The 15,513-nt window shown below is 37.3% G+C and carries 20 protein-coding genes; 17 read left to right on the top strand and 3 right to left on the bottom strand.

The features are described from left to right. Positions 1 to 23 precede the first annotated feature (23 nt). From MKZ18_RS15930 to MKZ18_RS15875, 12 genes are all read left to right on the top strand, one after another. Positions 24 to 1,124 (top strand): prephenate dehydrogenase, encoded by a 1,101-nt coding sequence (locus MKZ18_RS15930; RefSeq protein ID WP_061785468.1) that lies wholly within the window; start codon positions 24 to 26, stop codon positions 1,122 to 1,124. A 475-nt stretch (positions 1,125 to 1,599) separates the two neighbouring features. Then, the gene (locus tag MKZ18_RS15925) at positions 1,600 to 2,856 is read left to right on the top strand and encodes a tetratricopeptide repeat protein (RefSeq protein ID WP_025908802.1); all 1,257 of its coding nucleotides are present in this window, start codon (positions 1,600 to 1,602) and stop codon (positions 2,854 to 2,856) included. A gap of 97 nt (positions 2,857 to 2,953) precedes the next feature. Next, positions 2,954 to 3,502, top strand: coding sequence for a ReoY family proteolytic degradation factor (locus MKZ18_RS15920; RefSeq protein ID WP_025908803.1), 549 nt, complete (start codon positions 2,954 to 2,956; stop codon positions 3,500 to 3,502). A gap of 91 nt (positions 3,503 to 3,593) precedes the next feature. Beyond that, on the top strand, positions 3,594 to 4,052 hold the full coding sequence (locus MKZ18_RS15915) for a YpiF family protein (RefSeq protein ID WP_061784786.1): 459 nt from the start codon (positions 3,594 to 3,596) through the stop codon (positions 4,050 to 4,052). 207 nt (positions 4,053 to 4,259) lie between these two features. Next, positions 4,260 to 4,769, top strand: coding sequence for a ubiquinol-cytochrome c reductase iron-sulfur subunit (locus MKZ18_RS15910; RefSeq protein ID WP_025908805.1), 510 nt, complete (start codon positions 4,260 to 4,262; stop codon positions 4,767 to 4,769). A 3-nt stretch (positions 4,770 to 4,772) separates the two neighbouring features. Further along, a complete protein-coding gene (qcrB, locus tag MKZ18_RS15905; protein WP_025908806.1) occupies positions 4,773 to 5,447 on the top strand; it encodes a menaquinol-cytochrome c reductase cytochrome b subunit in 675 nt (224 codons plus the stop codon). A gap of 57 nt (positions 5,448 to 5,504) precedes the next feature. After that, entirely contained in the window at positions 5,505 to 6,275 is a 771-nt protein-coding gene (locus MKZ18_RS15900; protein WP_025908807.1) for a menaquinol-cytochrome c reductase cytochrome b/c subunit, read from the top strand. A gap of 119 nt (positions 6,276 to 6,394) precedes the next feature. Continuing rightward, complete coding sequence (locus MKZ18_RS15895; protein ID WP_061784787.1) at positions 6,395 to 6,997, top strand: DUF1405 domain-containing protein; 603 nt, start codon at positions 6,395 to 6,397, stop codon at positions 6,995 to 6,997. Positions 6,998 to 7,067: 70 nt separating this feature from the next. Next, on the top strand, positions 7,068 to 7,481 hold the full coding sequence (locus MKZ18_RS15890) for a YlbD family protein (RefSeq protein WP_061784788.1): 414 nt from the start codon (positions 7,068 to 7,070) through the stop codon (positions 7,479 to 7,481). Between the two features lie 6 nt (positions 7,482 to 7,487). After that, positions 7,488 to 7,724, top strand: a complete 237-nt coding sequence (locus MKZ18_RS15885; RefSeq protein ID WP_025908810.1) for a YlbE-like family protein — start codon at positions 7,488 to 7,490, stop codon at positions 7,722 to 7,724. Positions 7,725 to 7,820: 96 nt separating this feature from the next. Continuing rightward, positions 7,821 to 8,210, top strand: a complete 390-nt coding sequence (locus tag MKZ18_RS15880) for a hypothetical protein (protein WP_025908811.1) — start codon at positions 7,821 to 7,823, stop codon at positions 8,208 to 8,210. 88 nt (positions 8,211 to 8,298) lie between these two features. Next, a complete protein-coding gene (locus MKZ18_RS15875) occupies positions 8,299 to 8,745 on the top strand; it encodes a YlbF family regulator (RefSeq protein ID WP_025908812.1) in 447 nt (148 codons plus the stop codon). Positions 8,746 to 8,748: 3 nt separating this feature from the next. Here the strand turns inward: MKZ18_RS15875 and MKZ18_RS15870 are convergent, their stop codons facing one another. Next, on the bottom strand, positions 8,749 to 9,069 hold the full coding sequence (locus MKZ18_RS15870; protein WP_025908813.1) for a hypothetical protein: 321 nt from the start codon (positions 9,067 to 9,069) through the stop codon (positions 8,749 to 8,751). A 64-nt stretch (positions 9,070 to 9,133) separates the two neighbouring features. On the opposite strand from MKZ18_RS15870, the gene MKZ18_RS15865 reads away from it, so the two are divergent. Continuing rightward, positions 9,134 to 9,409, top strand: coding sequence for a YlbG family protein (locus MKZ18_RS15865; protein WP_025908814.1), 276 nt, complete (start codon positions 9,134 to 9,136; stop codon positions 9,407 to 9,409). Positions 9,410 to 9,453: 44 nt separating this feature from the next. On the opposite strand, the gene MKZ18_RS15860 is transcribed toward MKZ18_RS15865, so the two are convergent. Further along, positions 9,454 to 9,843 (bottom strand): DUF7147 family protein, encoded by a 390-nt coding sequence (locus MKZ18_RS15860; RefSeq protein ID WP_061784789.1) that lies wholly within the window; start codon positions 9,841 to 9,843, stop codon positions 9,454 to 9,456. 364 nt (positions 9,844 to 10,207) lie between these two features. Between MKZ18_RS15860 and MKZ18_RS15855 the strand changes: the two genes are divergently transcribed. The 4 genes from MKZ18_RS15855 (at position 10,208) to coaD (ending at position 14,198) form a co-directional block, all read left to right on the top strand. Further along, positions 10,208 to 11,743 carry an L-lactate permease gene (locus tag MKZ18_RS15855; protein ID WP_144593877.1) on the top strand — a complete coding sequence of 512 codons (1,536 nt, stop codon included), beginning with the start codon at positions 10,208 to 10,210 and terminating at the stop codon, positions 11,741 to 11,743. Further along, positions 11,739 to 12,686, top strand: a complete 948-nt coding sequence (locus MKZ18_RS15850) for an L-lactate dehydrogenase (protein ID WP_061784791.1) — start codon at positions 11,739 to 11,741, stop codon at positions 12,684 to 12,686. The genes MKZ18_RS15855 and MKZ18_RS15850 overlap by 5 nt, the downstream gene beginning before the upstream one ends. Before the next feature lie 427 nt (positions 12,687 to 13,113). Beyond that, on the top strand, positions 13,114 to 13,680 hold the full coding sequence (gene rsmD / locus MKZ18_RS15845) for a 16S rRNA (guanine(966)-N(2))-methyltransferase RsmD (RefSeq protein ID WP_061784792.1): 567 nt from the start codon (positions 13,114 to 13,116) through the stop codon (positions 13,678 to 13,680). 32 nt (positions 13,681 to 13,712) lie between these two features. Beyond that, positions 13,713 to 14,198: a pantetheine-phosphate adenylyltransferase gene (coaD, locus tag MKZ18_RS15840; protein ID WP_025908817.1), complete on the top strand. Its 486-nt coding sequence runs from the start codon at positions 13,713 to 13,715 to the stop codon at positions 14,196 to 14,198. 71 nt (positions 14,199 to 14,269) lie between these two features. Here coaD and ylbJ read toward each other — a convergent pair whose 3' ends face one another. Further along, positions 14,270 to 15,493, bottom strand: a complete 1,224-nt coding sequence (ylbJ, locus tag MKZ18_RS15835; RefSeq protein WP_061784793.1) for a sporulation integral membrane protein YlbJ — start codon at positions 15,491 to 15,493, stop codon at positions 14,270 to 14,272. Positions 15,494 to 15,513 lie beyond the last annotated feature (20 nt).

The raw sequence follows: 15,513 nt of genomic DNA, 5'->3' as shown, positions 1-15,513 counted from the left end.
ATGTGAAATACGAGGTGACAAAGGTGACAGGAACAGTTTTTGTAATTGGGATGGGCCTAATTGGTGGTTCGTTAGCGTTAAATATAAAGAATACATATGAATCAATGCATATTATTGGTTACGATATTAATGAAGAGCAGGTAAAACTAGCAAAATCGCTAACTGTTATTGACGAAATAAGTAGTTCAATTGAAGCTGGAGCTAAAAAAGCTGATTTCATTGTTATTGCTGTGCCTGTTACACAAGCCGTTCAAGTTGTGCAAGAATTAGAAAGTATTCCTTTGAAAAAAGAGGTTATTGTTACGGATGTTGGGAGTACAAAAGAACAAATCGTTCAAACGGCTTCATGCTTACTTTCAAAAGGGATTCAATTTATTGGCGGTCATCCAATGGCTGGTTCTCATAAAAGTGGTGTCACAGCATCTAAAGCTCACTTGTTTGAAAATGCAATGTATGTGTTAACTCCTTCTCCTCATACGGAAAAAGAGGCTGTTAATAGACTTAAAAAATTACTGGCAGGTACAAAAGCTAATATCATTGTTCTTTCACCAAAAGAACATGATAAGCTTGCAGGTGTTATCAGTCATTTTCCTCATATCATTGCAGCTAGTCTTGTGCATCAAGCAGAGCATTATCAGCAAGGAAATCCTCTTGTTTCTAAGTTAGCAGCGGGTGGTTTTCGTGATATTACTCGAATTGCATCGAGCAGTCCAGCGATGTGGAGAGATATTTTACTTCATAATCAAGATGCGTTACTTCAAATGTTCGACTATTGGTTAGATGAGATGCACAATGTGCGTAGTATGATTGAGAAGAGAAATGCTGAGAATATCTATGCGTATTTTTCTCAGGCAAAAGAATTTCGCGATCAGCTTCCGGTGCGTTCAAAAGGAGCGATACCCTCTTTTTATGATCTATATGTAGATGTTCCTGACTATCCGGGTATCATTTCAGAAGTAACAGGATACCTAGCAGAAGAAGAAATTAGCATTACAAACATCCGAATTCTAGAAACGCGCGTAGATATCTATGGTGTTTTAAGACTTAGTTTTCAAACCGATGAAGATCGTAAAAAAGCAAAAGTGTGCTTAGAGGGCCGAGGTTATCAAACGTTTATTTCATAATGTAGTTGCAAGAGACTGAGACATAAGTAGTTCAGTCCTTACTATACCTGAACGATTGAGAGTTCATAACTTTTAATCGTTCAGGTTTTTTTGGTTGATTGTGAAAACAATGTTGGAAACAGGGTGGAATGGAGCGTAGGACACTCGACTCCTGCGGGAAAGAGAGGGAAAACGGAGATCCCGCAGCGCAGCGAGGAAGCTCAGGTTCCTCCCCGCGGAAAGCGAGTGACCGTAGCGCAATGGAACGAACGTGTGGAGACAAACTAAAGAGATGGGAACAGCTAGTGTTCGTCTTTTAGAAGCCATCATTTTGTTATGTCCCAAACTCTTATTATTCAATCCGTTTTGTTGAACAAAACAGTAATCTCATTTATTATAGGGACTACTAACAAATTTGTTTATAACCATTAGTAAATACAATCGATCATACTAAGTGATGAAAACATATAGACGAAGTGATAAAGGAGATTATAGGATGACGAAATTAGATCGTGCTATACGATATGTAGAGGAAAATGAAGTTGAAAAAGGGTTAGCGCTTATCAATGAGCTGAAGCATGAAGCAACCGACGAAGAAAAGTTTCTAATGGTTGAGCAGCTTCACGAATGGGGACTTGTAAATGAAGCGTTACCTTTAGTAGACGAGTTAATTAAGAAGTATCCATCCGAAGGTGAGCTCCATTTATTAAAAGCAGAGATTTTAATTGATTTAGAGGAAGAAGAAGAGGCTATTCACATCTTAAGTCAAGTAGCAACGACTGACTCAAATTACGTAGCAGCTTTAATCTTGATGGCGGATTTATACCAAATGCAAGGTTTAACGGAAGTAAGTGAGCAAAAGCTACTTGAAGCAAAACGCCTATTGCCAACTGAAAAAGTAATTGATTTTGCACTAGGTGAATTCTACAGCAGTCAAGGAATGTATCAGCAATCTATTCCTTATTTTGAAGAGGTATTAAAAACAGATAAAGAACTAAATGGAATTGACTTAAGACAGCGTCTGGCAGAAAGTTTAAGCGGAGTTGGGAAATTCGAAGAGGCTCTACCGTATTTTCATGATGCGTTACAAGACAAGCTAGAAATCAACACGTTATTCGAATATGCATTTTCAGCGTATCAAGCTGGGCATTATCAAACAGCTATTGAGAAGTTTGTAGAGTTAAAAGAGTTAGATCCTCAATACCATTCTTTGTATTTATATTTAGCAAAATCATACGAGCACGAAGAGTTGCTTGAAGAAGCTGCAGCTGCAGTCAATGAAGGAATTTCTCAAGATGAATTTCAAAAAGAACTTTATTTCTTTAAAGGGAAAATTGCGTTGAAGCGCGGTATAGAAGAAGAGGCAGAAGCTGCTTTTAAACAAGCCATTGCATTGGATCCGGGATATGTTGAAGCAATTTTAACATTATCTAAGCTATATATGAGCCAGGAGAAATATGAAGAAGTCATTGAGTTAATTACCCATGCTAATGAATACAATGAGCATGACCCAAACTTTGACTGGGATTTGGCAAAAGCTTATCAGGAAACGGAAGAATATGAAAAAGCAGCAACTCATTATGAAGCAGCATCTCGCGTTTTCTTAGATGAATATGCGTTTCTTGAAGAGTACGGCTATTTCCTACTGGAAGAAGGAAATAGAGAAAAAGCCAAAGAAATGTTTAAAAAATTACTAGTCTTAGATCCATCATCAGTTGAAATTCAAGACATATTATTTCAACTGGAAGAATAAATAATAGTTCAAAGGATTTTCTAATTGTCATGTGGAATATTAATCTGTAAAAGGTGTTTAAGACCTGTGATTAAACACAGAGGAGGGAAGTGAGACTATGACGACCCCTGTTACTGTCAACGAAAAGAAAGAATTTGTTCGCTGGTTTTTAACAAATTATCAATTGAAACGCCGAGAATGTGTATGGATTTTAAACTATTTAATGAGTCATGATCAACTGATGCAGCGCGTTCACTTCGTAGAGCAAGCGCAGTTTTGTCCTCGAGGAATGGTCATGTCAACACATTGTGTAGAAGACCCACCGTTTCGCTTTTATAAAGAAAACATCATGACAACGGATGCGGAAAAATCATTTCATGATATTCGATTAAATCGTGATGAAGACATTTATATTCAGCTTAATTTTCGCTCATTATATTCATCAACACAATATGTTGCGGTGTTAGAAGAAAACCCATATATGCCCAAAACAGTGCAAACAAATGAAAAGGATCGGCTCTTTGCAGAGCAAGTGTTGGAACAGTCCATTCAACGCTTCCAACGTTCAAAGGTTATGGAGCTAATTGATAAAGCATTAGACGAAAATAACAGAGAAGAATTTGAGCGTCTAACGACATATTTAAATAAGCATTACCAAGCAAAATAATTCAAAAAGAGATTGGCTACAGTAGCAGTAAAGTCAATCTCTTTTTCCATATGTAAAAAGAGATGTACAGCAATGACGGGGTGAAATGTAAATGAAATGGCATGTGAAAGACGTTGAATTATATCTACAATCTAAAGAATATGTAGATTCAATTATTATTCCGCTGATTCCAATTGATTTTGGAGCAGCCATGAAAACAACCGCAGCAATGAACGAGTACACAACGATTATTACATCAGAATTAGAAAGACAATTTAAAGGACGAGTTCTACTAGCACCAAGTTTTACATACTTAAAGCAATTAGGAGCTCAACATGCTCTCAAGAATCTGATAGATTGGAAGAATCAAGTGAGTATTAGCGAGACAAAGCATATTTTTTTCTTAACGAATGACCGTGACTGGATTGCTTATGATCAAGAGCTAGAATCAAAGTTAATATGGATTCCAACGCTTCCTTTAGAGCATATGGAAGAAGCTCATAAGCAAAGAGTAGTTGCAAATCAAATTGAACAAATTATTCCAGATTTCTTGGAAAAGTGGAAAAGCTAAACCTTAATAAGATAAGAATGGAAGCGTAAACAAAAAATAACCAAAAAATTTAGAAAAATAAAGGTTATTTCCATGTTTTAGGGGTTGCTTATATTGACCTTGCATGCATATTGATATATCATGAAAATGTCCTAGTTTAATAGAATAAATCATCATGTTTCCACACTATGTTCAAGGGGCTGAGCTTTTAATAGAGGGGGGAATATCATGAGTGAGAAAGACCATCGGGTATCAAGACGACAGTTTTTAAACTATACTCTTACTGGTGTAGGAGGGTTTATGGCTGCCGGTATGCTCATGCCAATGGTAAGGTTTGCGGTTGATCCAGTGTTGAAAAAAGGGGTAGACCAGGATTTAGTGGCTGTCGCACAAGTGGATGACATCACAGCTGAACCGAAGCGTGTTGACTTTAAAGTAAATCAAGTTGACGGTTGGCATGAGTCGGAAGAACCGCGTTCAGCTTGGGTTTACAAAGATAAAGATGGAGAAATTGTAGCTCTATCACCAATTTGTAAGCACTTAGGCTGTACTGTTAACTGGGCTGGTGACAAAGCACATCCAAACCAGTTTTACTGTCCGTGTCATGACGGAAGATATTACAAAGACGGAAAGAACGTAGCAGGCACTCCACCGATGGGTCCGCTAGATGGATACGTACAAAAAGTAAAAGATGGTACATTGTATCTTGGAAAAGCCAAACCACGGGGAGGGGCATAGAGCATGCTAAATAAGATCTATGATTGGGTAGACGAGCGGCTTGATATTACCCCATTATGGCGTGATATTGCCGATCATGAAGTACCTGAACACGTCAATCCAGCTCACCACTTTTCAGCGTTTGTTTATTGTTTTGGTGGCCTGACGTTTTTTGTAACCGTTATTCAAATTTTATCTGGTATGTTTTTAACGATGTACTATGTACCGGATATTAAAAATGCATGGGAATCTGTTTATTATTTACAAAATGAAGTTGCATTTGGTCAAATTGTTCGTGGTATGCATCATTGGGGAGCTAGCCTTGTTATTGTCATGATGTTTCTACATACACTTCGGGTTTTCTTCCAAGGAGCATATAAAAAGCCAAGAGAACTAAACTGGATTGTAGGAGTTTTAATCTTTTTCGTTATGTTAGGTTTAGGATTTACAGGCTATTTATTGCCATGGGATATGAAAGCGCTATTTGCTACAAAAGTAGGGCTACAAATAGCTGAGTCCACGCCAATTATTGGTCAACAAATAAAAACGTTGTTATCAGGACATCCAGATATTGTTGGTGCCCAGACGCTTACTCGATTCTTTGCGATTCACGTCTTCTTCTTACCTGGTGCTTTGCTGGGATTAATGGGTGCTCACTTCTTAATGATTCGTAAACAAGGTATTTCTGGTCCACTATAAGTTAAAAAATTTAATTTATATGTGAGAAATATGTGAAGAAAGGGAGGGAGAATCGGCATGCATCGTGGTAAAGGGATGAAATTCGTCGGTGACTCACGTGTACCTGCTGAAAGAAAACCGAATATTCCAAAAGACTATTCGGAATTTCCAGGTAAAACGGAAGCATTTTGGCCAAACTTTTTATTAAAGGAATGGATGGTAGGTGCGGTCTTTTTAATTGGTTATCTTTGTTTAACTATCGCGCATCCTTCTCCATTGGAGCGGATTGCAGATCCGACTGACACGGGATACCTGCCATTACCAGACTGGTATTTCTTGTTTTTATACCAGCTTTTAAAGTATACGTATGCTTCAGGTCCATATAACGCTATTGGAGCCTTTATTATTCCAGGTATCGCTTTTGGTGCGCTCATGCTTGCACCGTTTCTTGATCGAGGTCCTGAAAGAAGGCCAGCAAAGCGCCCGCTAGCAACAGGCTTTATGTTATTAGGAGTAGCCGCGGTATTTTACTTAACGTGGGAGTCAGTTGTAAGTGTAGATTGGGAAGCAAAAGAAGCTCAGGGGGAAATCCGTGAAGAAGTAGCGATTGATACGGAAGCAGACGGCTACAAAATTATGCAAGAGCAGACGTGCTTAACCTGTCATGGTGAAAATCTTCAGGGAGGACCTGCAGCGCCAGCGCTAACAGGATTAGATTTATCTGCTGAAGAAATCGCAGATATTGCTAAAAATGGTCAAGGTAGTATGCCCGCTGGCATTTTTAAAGGTTCGGATGAGGAGTTAAAGACGCTGTCTGAGTTTATAGCAAATATAGGGAAAGAAGAATAAAAAAATACCTATTTATAGCTTCGCTATGAATAGGTATTTTTTTTTATGGAAAATAACTTTATAATGATGAAGAAATTGTCATATCGTAATTCATATGAAGCGAAAGAGAGGTGTTCACGTTGAGTTGGTTTTGGTATACGTTAAAAGATAAGCGTTTTTTAACATTTTTACTAATCGTCAACATCTTGGGAACAATCTATGGTTATATTTGGTATGGGAATCAGCTGTCACAAACTCCTGCTCGTTTCCTTTTGTTTGTTCCAGATAGTCCGACAGCAAGCTTGTTTTTTGTTATTGTTTTAATTGGTTTTTTATTAAAAAAACAACTTCCACTATTTGAAGCTTTAGCAATGATTACGCTATTTAAATATGGAATTTGGGCAGTTGTAATGAATCTCCTTGTCTATTTGACAACAGGGCAAATGGATGCCATCATGCTTATGCTTATGGGATCACACGGTGCTATGGCTGTTCAAGGTTTATTGTATTCACCGTTTTACAGAATTAAGCTTTGGCATTTAGCAATTGCGGCTGTTTGGACTTTACATAATGACATTATCGACTATGTGTTTTTTATGATGCCAAGGTATAGCATGCTAAATGACTATATCCCTCAAATTGGTTACTTTACGTTTTGGTTGAGCATCTTTTCAATTTTGTTAGCATACATATTAGCGGTTTTACCGCTTCAAAAAAAACAGCATGCTTATGAAAAAAATTAAAAAATAGGCGAACCAAACAAGCCCTCATATTCTACACTATAGTAGGCTAATATGTATGAGGTGAGTGACTGTGAATGAGACAAAACGAGAGGTTCATCCATCTGTTGTAGAATTTAAAAACTTTGTTAAAGCACATCCGAAGCTAGTGGAAGAAGTTCGAACGCAAAGAAAAACGTGGAAAGAGCTATATGAAGACTGGTACTTATTCGGGGCTGAAGATTCCATATGGGATACTTATCGCTCTGAAGATGAGAAAACAGAACCAGAGACGGCAGAAGAAGCAGAGAGTAAAAAAGACATCATGTCCACAATTGTATCATCCTTCAAAAATATGGACTTAGATCAAATGCAAAATCATATCACAAATATTAATTCAGCCATTACCAATATCCAGCAGGTGTTGCAGCAATTTCAATCACCAAAATCATTAACGCACAGCACGCCATCTGGTCCAAGAAATCCATTTGGCTTTCGGAAGGACTAGGAGATTATGCGGGAAGATGTATATGAGTATATCCGCTCTAAGCCAAAACTGAATGAATTCATTCGGGAGCAGCCGATGTGGTATCGTCGCTTGACAAGAAACCCAGATGAATTAGAAAAGTTTGACTTAGAGTCAAAAACCTATTATAAGCAGACGATTCCTCATAAAGTTGAAAAATTTTCAAACTCTATTCAGATGGCAAACATGATGTTTCACATGTTTCAGTCGATGAGAAATCAATAATTTGTTAGAAAGCTTCGTCTTTGCGAAGCTTTTTTTGAGTAAAAAAGAACCCTAGTGCGAAAGCTAAGCATAAAACATTTGCAAAGGATGATCTGAATGCGTGTTATATTATGCTTGCTAGCTTGTATCTTTTCACTTGTAGGGTGTCAGAATGATAAGCCAAAGCCGGAAACAAATAAAGAAATGGTAAGCTTTTCAGGCCAAGCTGCCATGGAAACGATAGGTACAGAGAAACAATTAGTAGTACATCAGCATGTAAGAGGTGCCAATGTATATGTGGAATGTATTATTAACGGATTTTCATTTAACGATGGTAACGGTTTTCTTGAAGTGAAAGTTGACGGTAAAGCAATCAATCCTATTAAGCAAGCTGCTTTTGTCATTAAAGCACTGCCAAAAGGTTCTCATCAAATTACGATTGAGCTGATGAAAAATGAGCAAGAAAGTTACGATTTAAAAGAATCTTTTACAATTAAAATTGTATAAATGAAAAGAACATGTAATAAAATGTTGCATGTTCTTTTTCTTTTGAAACTGAAACATGATAAGATAAAGCAGGAGGTGTATATTTACGATGCTCACAACAATGAGAACAATTGAGCTACTTGATGAGTCTGATGCGCTAGCAAATATGGTTTTGCATTCGGACGTAGCTGAACATTATCGCGAATGTTTAAATAGATTAAATAAAGACACAGAAGCACAGAAATTAATTGCTGAATTCGGTAAAATGAAAGAGCAATACGAAGATGTCCAGCGGTTTGGTAAATATCATCCCGATTATAAATCCATTACAAAGCAAATGCGCGATATTAAGCGCTCTGTAGATTTACAGCATACGATTGCTGCGTTTAAAAAAGCGGAAAATGAGCTACAAAAGCTTTTAGATGAGATTAGTGTTATTATTGGACAATCTGTGTCAGAACATATAAAAGTTCCAACAGGCAATCCATTTTTCGATACAGGAAGCAGCTGTGGCGGAGGATGTGGAGCCGGTGGAAGCTGTGGCTGTAGCGCTTAAGCGTTACAACCTCAGTCGCGTACAATCGGTACCGCACACGTTTCCACAACAGAATGATTTTCTTTGAGGAACAAAGAAGCGGTGACGGTAGACGTATATTGAAGTGGCGTGGCGAACAAACTCCGTTTGCCACGTTACTTTTGCATTTGTGGTAGCTGTCTCAGAGGCTATATGAATCCATTTTTCAATTTGATGCCGATCACCTTTGCTTGATGTAATGTAAAGGAACGGAACATGCGTAATTTCTTTTTTTTCTACTTGTTCAATTAATTTATTCCTAGTAAAATGAGAAAAAAAGGAAGACCAAACGTCATCTAACGTCATACATAACTCACCTACTTCAGTTTCATATAAAACTATTTTAACCTATGTAAAAGGGGAAGCTATTATGTTTGTTAATCGTCAAGGACTTATTGCATATGTGCATTCTGTGAAGCAAGCAAAAGCACTTCGTAAGTATGGGAATGTACAGTATGTTTCAAGAGAACTAAAATACGTTGTGTTGTATTGCAATCAGGATGGAATTGAAAAGACAATGGAGCGTATTCAGTCGCTACCTTTTGTGAAAAAAATATTGCTTTCTTACCGACCAGAATTAAAAACTGAATTTGAAAATTCAAAGCCCGATAAAGCAAAAGAGTACGACTACAAGATTGGTATATAATTAAAAGGAATGTTTCTTTGAAACATTCCTTTTTTTATGTATGTCTATTGCAAAGGTGAAATATATCTGTTCATACGCAAAATGCCAATTAAATGTTGGTAATAAAGCTCTGTTTCTGAAAACATTGTGGAAGGTTTAACGTCTAATACGATTATGCTTTTATCTAGGGAATTAGCTAATTGTTCAAACAGCTCGACGCGTTTACTTGCTTTCGTTTCTGATAGGCTAATTCCTTCTCGACATACGTAAAGAGGTTGGAAATTTCCTTCAGTTGTTGGATTCAGTGCAACAATGAACGATGCTTTTGGCTGATTTTCAATCACGGTGCGCAACATGATTAAGTGCTGTAGGCGATGCGTATTGTGCTTTGCAATTTCGAATAGTTCATAGATATCTGAGTAACCTTGTCCAAGCTCAATAAAACGTTGAATCATCCTTAATCTCCTTTAGTTTTATTTACAGTCAAGTTTAATGTAACATTGAATTTTTTGAGAGTAAATAGAAAAATCCCTTGTCTCTACCTTATAGTAATATCTTTCCTAAGAGAATGAGACGTCGAAAAATATAGAAAGATAAAGAGCGGTGAGTAATATAAGATATACTATTACTTGCACACCTATTGTATTAGAAGTAGAGCTTGGCTTGTATAAAATAGTCATTTTAACGTGAGTTATCGTTTTCTTTTCCTGTATATTTTTTATCTCACACATAAAAGTCTTCACTTTTAGGACAATATAATTGTATCGAGTGGTTAGCTGTCGAACCTAAAAATGTGTGTAAATAAATGGAAAAGAGGTATTGCTTATGTGGAATCAAGTTTATGATCCGTTTAATAACATTTGGTTATCTGCCTTAGTTGCAACTATACCTATTTTGTTGTTCATCATTTTATTAACTGTTTTGAAAATTAAAGGACACATTGCTGGTTTAATTAGTGCAATTATTGCCGGACTTATAGCGATTGTTTTTTACGGAATGCCTATTTCAAAAACAGTATGGACGGGTATTTATGGGGTGCTAGCAGGTTTATATCCAGTTGCTTCTATTGTGCTGGCTGCAATCTTTCTTTATAAATTGACTGTTAAAACAGGTAAATTTGACATTATTAAAAAGAGTATTACTTCCATGTCTCCGGATAAACGCATTCAAGTAATTATCGTTGCTTATTGTTTTGGTGCTTTCTTAGAAGGGGCAGCAGGATTTGGAGCACCAGTTGCCATTACTGCTATCATTTTAGTTGGTTTAGGTTTTGATCCCGTTAAAGCTGCTGGTATTTGTTTAGTTGCTAATATTGCTGGTGGTTCGTTCGGTGCTATGGGTATTCCAGTTACAACCCCTGCTCAGCTTACTGGGCTTGATCCCTTAGATGTTGCGATGAGAACAACTTATATTATTCCCTTTGTTACGTTTGTTCTACCTTTTCTGCTTGTGTTTTTAGTTGATGGTATAAGAGGTATTAAGGAAACATTTAAGACAATTTTAGTGGCTGCTGTCACATTTACAGCAGTCCTATGGGCGACACTTAACACTATTGGAGCACCGTTAGTTGACATTTTATCTGCTTCTATTACGCTGATTGTTCTGTATATATATTTAAGGCCAAAACAACAGGAAAGTGTTGGAACGCTTATTAGAGCTTGGAGCCCATTTATCTTCTTAACCTTACTTGTAATTGTATTTTCTAAGTTAAAATTTGAAAGCCTAATTATGAATTTTCCTATTCCAACCCTCAATGGCTTAATTAATAAAGTTCCACCAGTTGTATCAGATGTTACACCGTTTGGAGCGGTGTTTACTCTTGATTTGTTATCATCAACAACAAGTGCAATTGTTTATGCTTCCCTCCTTACAATCCTTATATTTAAAGTTAAACGTTCAATTATAAAGCAGGCTCTAAAAGAAACGGTTAAAGAACTAGTTATTCCAATTGCTACCATCTGTGCAGTTCTAGCATTTGCTTACATTTGTAACTATTCAGGAATGAGTTCTACATTAGGACTTGCTTTTGCTTCTACCGGTGGTTTATTTCCGCTATTTAGTCCGGTATTAGGATGGATAGGTGTATTTTTAACAGGATCAGTTGTTAATAGCGGATCACTCTTTGCACCACTACAAGTTATTACAGCAGAGCAAGTCGGTTTAAGCCCTGCTGGTATGGTAGCGAGTAATATTGTTGGAGGGGATATGGCAAAAATGTTAAGCCCTCAATCTATAGCGGTAGCAGCCGCTGCAGTTGGCCTGGTAGGTCGTGAAAGTGAAATATTCAAATATACTATTAAAATAAGTTTGATATTCCTTGCTTTTGTGGGAATTATAAACTTGATTATTTATTAAGGATGGTGAGCGCATGAGGAAAATTGTTTTAGTTGGTTGTGGTTCAGTTGGTACAGCTTATGCTTATAGCTTAGTCAATCAAGGCTTTGTTACAGAACTTGTATTAATTGATGCTAATAAAGAAAAGGCAGAAGGTGAAGCAATGGACTTGGTTCATGGTATGGCTTTTGCTAGTACAAATATGAGAGTATACGCAGGAGATTACTCAGATTGCAAAGATGCTCGTATTGTTGTAATTACAGCAGGCGCTAATCAGAAGCCAGGTGAAACAAGACTTCAATTAGTAGAACGTAACACTCGTATTATGCAATCCATTATTCAAAATATTAAAAAGAGTGGGTTTGATGGGATTATTGTGCTTGCTTCTAATCCGGTAGATGTATTGAGTTATGTTGCATATAAAGAAAGCGGGCTTCCAGCAAGCCGAGTTATCGGTTCAGGAACTACGTTAGATTCAGCTCGCTTCAGAGTTCTTTTAGGAGAATACTTTGAAGTGGATCCTCACAATGTACATGCTGTTATTGTGGGAGAACATGGTGACAGTCAACTACCCGTATTTAGTCAAGCATCCGTTGGAGTTGAATCATTTGACAACTTACTTGAAAGAAGAAACAACGAGAAAGATAAAGAAAATCTCACTAAAATCTTTGGGTCAGTTCGAGATGCTGCTTATGAGATTATTAACCGCAAAGGGGTTACAAACTTTGGAATTGGCATGTGCTTAACAAGAATTACAAAAGCTATTCTGAATAATGAGCACTCGATATTACCGGTGTCTTGTTTACTCAATGGGGAATATGGTCAAGAGGATATCTATATGAGTGTTCCAGCTGTCGTTACCCGTGAAGGTGTAAAAGAAGTGATTGAGTTAAAATTGAATGATAATGAACAAGAATTATTCAACAAGTCGGCCGATATACTGAGAGAAATTCGTGTTAAATAAGATGAAAATATTGCCGTGGTATCTGCCCACGGTATTTTTTTATGTTTAGGCAACCATGTCTATAAAAGTGAACAATAAGCTGCTTTTAAACTAAAAAAACCCCATAACCACTAGGGTCATAGGGTTATTTTCATGCACCCTTCGAGTGAGAAAATAAAAGGGAGAGGAGAAACCGGAGGAAGAACTTATGGGGAAACGTAAGTCTTCTCCGCGGTTGGCAACAACATCGGTTCGATGATGTTGTTGGTAAGTAGTATGTCCTCTAATTCTTGTTTTATACATAATCAGAGTGAAACTTCTATTCTTTTCGTTGTTGACGTCACTTTATGCCATAAAAATGGAAAAAGTTTATTTCTGCTAGTTTTTATAGTTAATTTTGTGTTAGGATAATGAAGAATAAGCAAGTAAAAGTAAGGTAGTGATAGACATGAGAGTAGTAGCTGGAAGCTGTAAAGGACATTCATTAAAAGCAGTCCCAGGTAATTCCACGCGCCCTACAACAGATAAAGTAAAAGAAGCTATTTTTAATATGATTGGCCCTTTCTTTGAAGGTGGAATAGCTCTTGACTTATTTGGAGGCAGTGGAGGCTTAGGCATTGAAGCGCTAAGCAGAGGGATAGATCGAGCAATTTTTGTGGATCGAGATGGTAAAGCCATTCAAACGATAAAAAGTAATTTGGAAACATGTAGTTTACAAGAGCAAGCAGAAGTGTATCGCAACGACTCTGAAAGAGCGCTAAAAGCTATCATTAAGCGAGAGATACAGTTTGACTTAATTCTACTGGATCCTCCGTATAAGGCACAAAAGTTGAAAGCGCTTATCGAAACAATTAGTAAGCATAAACTGTTGCAATCCTCAGGTGTCATCGTTGCAGAACATGCAAATGACGTAGTGCTTCCAGATGAAATTAATGAGTTCGAAAAGATAAAAAGTGAAAACTATGGAATTATCGGTGTATCAATTTATACATATAAGCAACCTGAAGAAGTATAACAATTGTTTTACGTAAGAGAAAGGGGATTTTTATGGGGAGCATAGCAGTTTGCCCAGGGAGCTTTGATCCTGTAACGAACGGTCATTTAGACATTATTAAGCGAGGCTCAAACGTATTTGATACGTTGTATGTTGTTGTATTAAACAACTCATCCAAGAACCCATTGTTTACAGTGCAAGAGCGAATTGAACTACTAAAGCAAGTAACAGAATCAATTCCAAATGTAGTAGTAGAATCGTATAGTGGCTTGCTGATGGAATATGCAAAACAAAAGCAAGCTAGCACTATTTTACGCGGTTTACGAGCGGTATCGGATTTTGAATATGAAATGCAGATAACATCTGTAAACCGTGTGTTAGATAAAGAGATTGAAACATTGTTTATGATGACGAATAATCAATATTCTTTCTTAAGTTCTAGCATTGTAAAGGAAGTTGCTAAATATGGTGGCAATATATCAGAGCTTGTGCCTCCGGTTGTGAAAGAAGCGCTCTCTAAGAAGTTTTCAGCTAATTGATAGAACGCCATTACATTCTTACGCAAACGTTTATTTTAGCTTGCTATAGGAATGGATGGCGTTTTTGTCGTTTATTTTAGCGGAAAGTGACGTTTCATATATAACAAGGAATAAGTGAATAGCAATAAAATGGTAAACGTTGGCCCATATAGGGTGCAAAATTCAAAGTAGATTTGGCTCCAGCTCGTTGTGCCTTCCTGCAAAAAAGTAGGCAAAGCGTGTGGAGACCACTGAGCCTGAGATAGAATATTTTGTTCAAAAGGCTTCCATGCTAAGATAGCAAGGATACTAGCAAATAGTCCGTGCATCAAGCGTGCACAAAAAAATGGGAAAAATCGAATATCTGTTTCAGCAAGAATACTGGCAACTTGAGCGTGAACAGAAAAACCACTGAAGCCTAGGATAAAGCTGACAATAATGACTTGTTGAAATAGAGTGGATTCTGCTGTTTGGCTAGTCAATTGACTGCCCATTGTGATTTCAAAAAGTCCTGATATAAAGGGAAGGCTTAGTGCCGTTGAAAGTTGAAGTAAACTAAATAAATATGAAAGACTACTGCTTATAAACGTTGTAATGTTCATGACAAACAGCAGCTTGTTTAAAACAGAAAATAAAATAATAAATCCACCGATCATTAATAAAGATTGAACTGATGATAACACAGCATCACCTAAAAGCTTACCAATGGGCCTTTGATCTTTTATGCGGGCTTCGTGCATTTCTTTAAAGGCTTGAATAAGAGACGGACGCTGAGTGGAAGCAGAATATGTTGTATCAGCCTTTTTTCCGTAAAAGCGCATAACAAGTCCTACTAGAATGTTTCCGAGATAGTGTGCAAAAGCAAGGATTATCCCCACTGCTGCGTTGCTAAAAAAGCCGACCGCAACTGCTCCAAAGATAAATATAGGGTTTGAGGAGTTGGTGAAAGAAACAAGGCGTTCAGCTTCCGTTTTTGATAACTGTTCTTCTTGCCGTAATCGAGCGGTGATCTTTGCTCCGGAAGGGAATCCAGAACCCATTCCCATTGCTAACGCAAATCCTCCGACCCCTGGAACTCGGAATAATGGGCGCATCAAAGGTTCTAATATTGATCCGATAAAGCGGACAACTCCGAATCCAATCAATAATTCGGAAAGAATAAAGAAAGGCAATAATGATGGAAATACGACCTTCCACCATGTATTTAATCCTCGCACTGAGGCTTCCAGTGCTTCTTTTGGATAAGTGAGTAAGGCAAAGGTAAGCGTTAAAGCGGTTCCTCCTAACACAATCGTTTTTAACATGGATTTATTCAATTCTATTCCCTCTCCTTTTA

This window comes from Priestia sp. FSL W8-0001 (assembly GCF_038050335.1).
Classification (GTDB): Bacteria; Bacillota; Bacilli; order Bacillales; family Bacillaceae_H; genus Priestia; species Priestia flexa.
The sequence above is the reverse complement of the archived record's forward strand: the minus strand, read 5'-3'. Positions and strand labels throughout refer to the sequence as shown.

Excerpts from the sequence above, each read along its gene's own strand:
- MKZ18_RS15925 (WP_025908802.1), top strand. The coding sequence starts at position 1,600 with ATGACGAAATTAGATCGTGCTATACGATATGTAGAGGAAAATGAAGTT.
- MKZ18_RS15920 (WP_025908803.1), top strand. The coding sequence starts at position 2,954 with ATGACGACCCCTGTTACTGTCAACGAAAAGAAAGAATTTGTTCGCTGG.
- MKZ18_RS15915 (WP_061784786.1), top strand. The coding sequence starts at position 3,594 with ATGAAATGGCATGTGAAAGACGTTGAATTATATCTACAATCTAAAGAA.
- MKZ18_RS15910 (WP_025908805.1), top strand. The coding sequence starts at position 4,260 with ATGAGTGAGAAAGACCATCGGGTATCAAGACGACAGTTTTTAAACTAT.
- qcrB (WP_025908806.1), top strand. The coding sequence starts at position 4,773 with ATGCTAAATAAGATCTATGATTGGGTAGACGAGCGGCTTGATATTACC.
- MKZ18_RS15900 (WP_025908807.1), top strand. The coding sequence starts at position 5,505 with ATGCATCGTGGTAAAGGGATGAAATTCGTCGGTGACTCACGTGTACCT.
- MKZ18_RS15885 (WP_025908810.1), top strand. The coding sequence starts at position 7,488 with ATGCGGGAAGATGTATATGAGTATATCCGCTCTAAGCCAAAACTGAAT.
- MKZ18_RS15880 (WP_025908811.1), top strand. The coding sequence starts at position 7,821 with ATGCGTGTTATATTATGCTTGCTAGCTTGTATCTTTTCACTTGTAGGG.
- MKZ18_RS15875 (WP_025908812.1), top strand. The coding sequence starts at position 8,299 with ATGCTCACAACAATGAGAACAATTGAGCTACTTGATGAGTCTGATGCG.
- MKZ18_RS15870 (WP_025908813.1), bottom strand. The coding sequence starts at position 9,069 with ATGACGTTAGATGACGTTTGGTCTTCCTTTTTTTCTCATTTTACTAGG.
- MKZ18_RS15865 (WP_025908814.1), top strand. The coding sequence starts at position 9,134 with ATGTTTGTTAATCGTCAAGGACTTATTGCATATGTGCATTCTGTGAAG.
- MKZ18_RS15860 (WP_061784789.1), bottom strand. The coding sequence starts at position 9,843 with ATGATTCAACGTTTTATTGAGCTTGGACAAGGTTACTCAGATATCTAT.
- rsmD (WP_061784792.1), top strand. The coding sequence starts at position 13,114 with ATGAGAGTAGTAGCTGGAAGCTGTAAAGGACATTCATTAAAAGCAGTC.
- coaD (WP_025908817.1), top strand. The coding sequence starts at position 13,713 with ATGGGGAGCATAGCAGTTTGCCCAGGGAGCTTTGATCCTGTAACGAAC.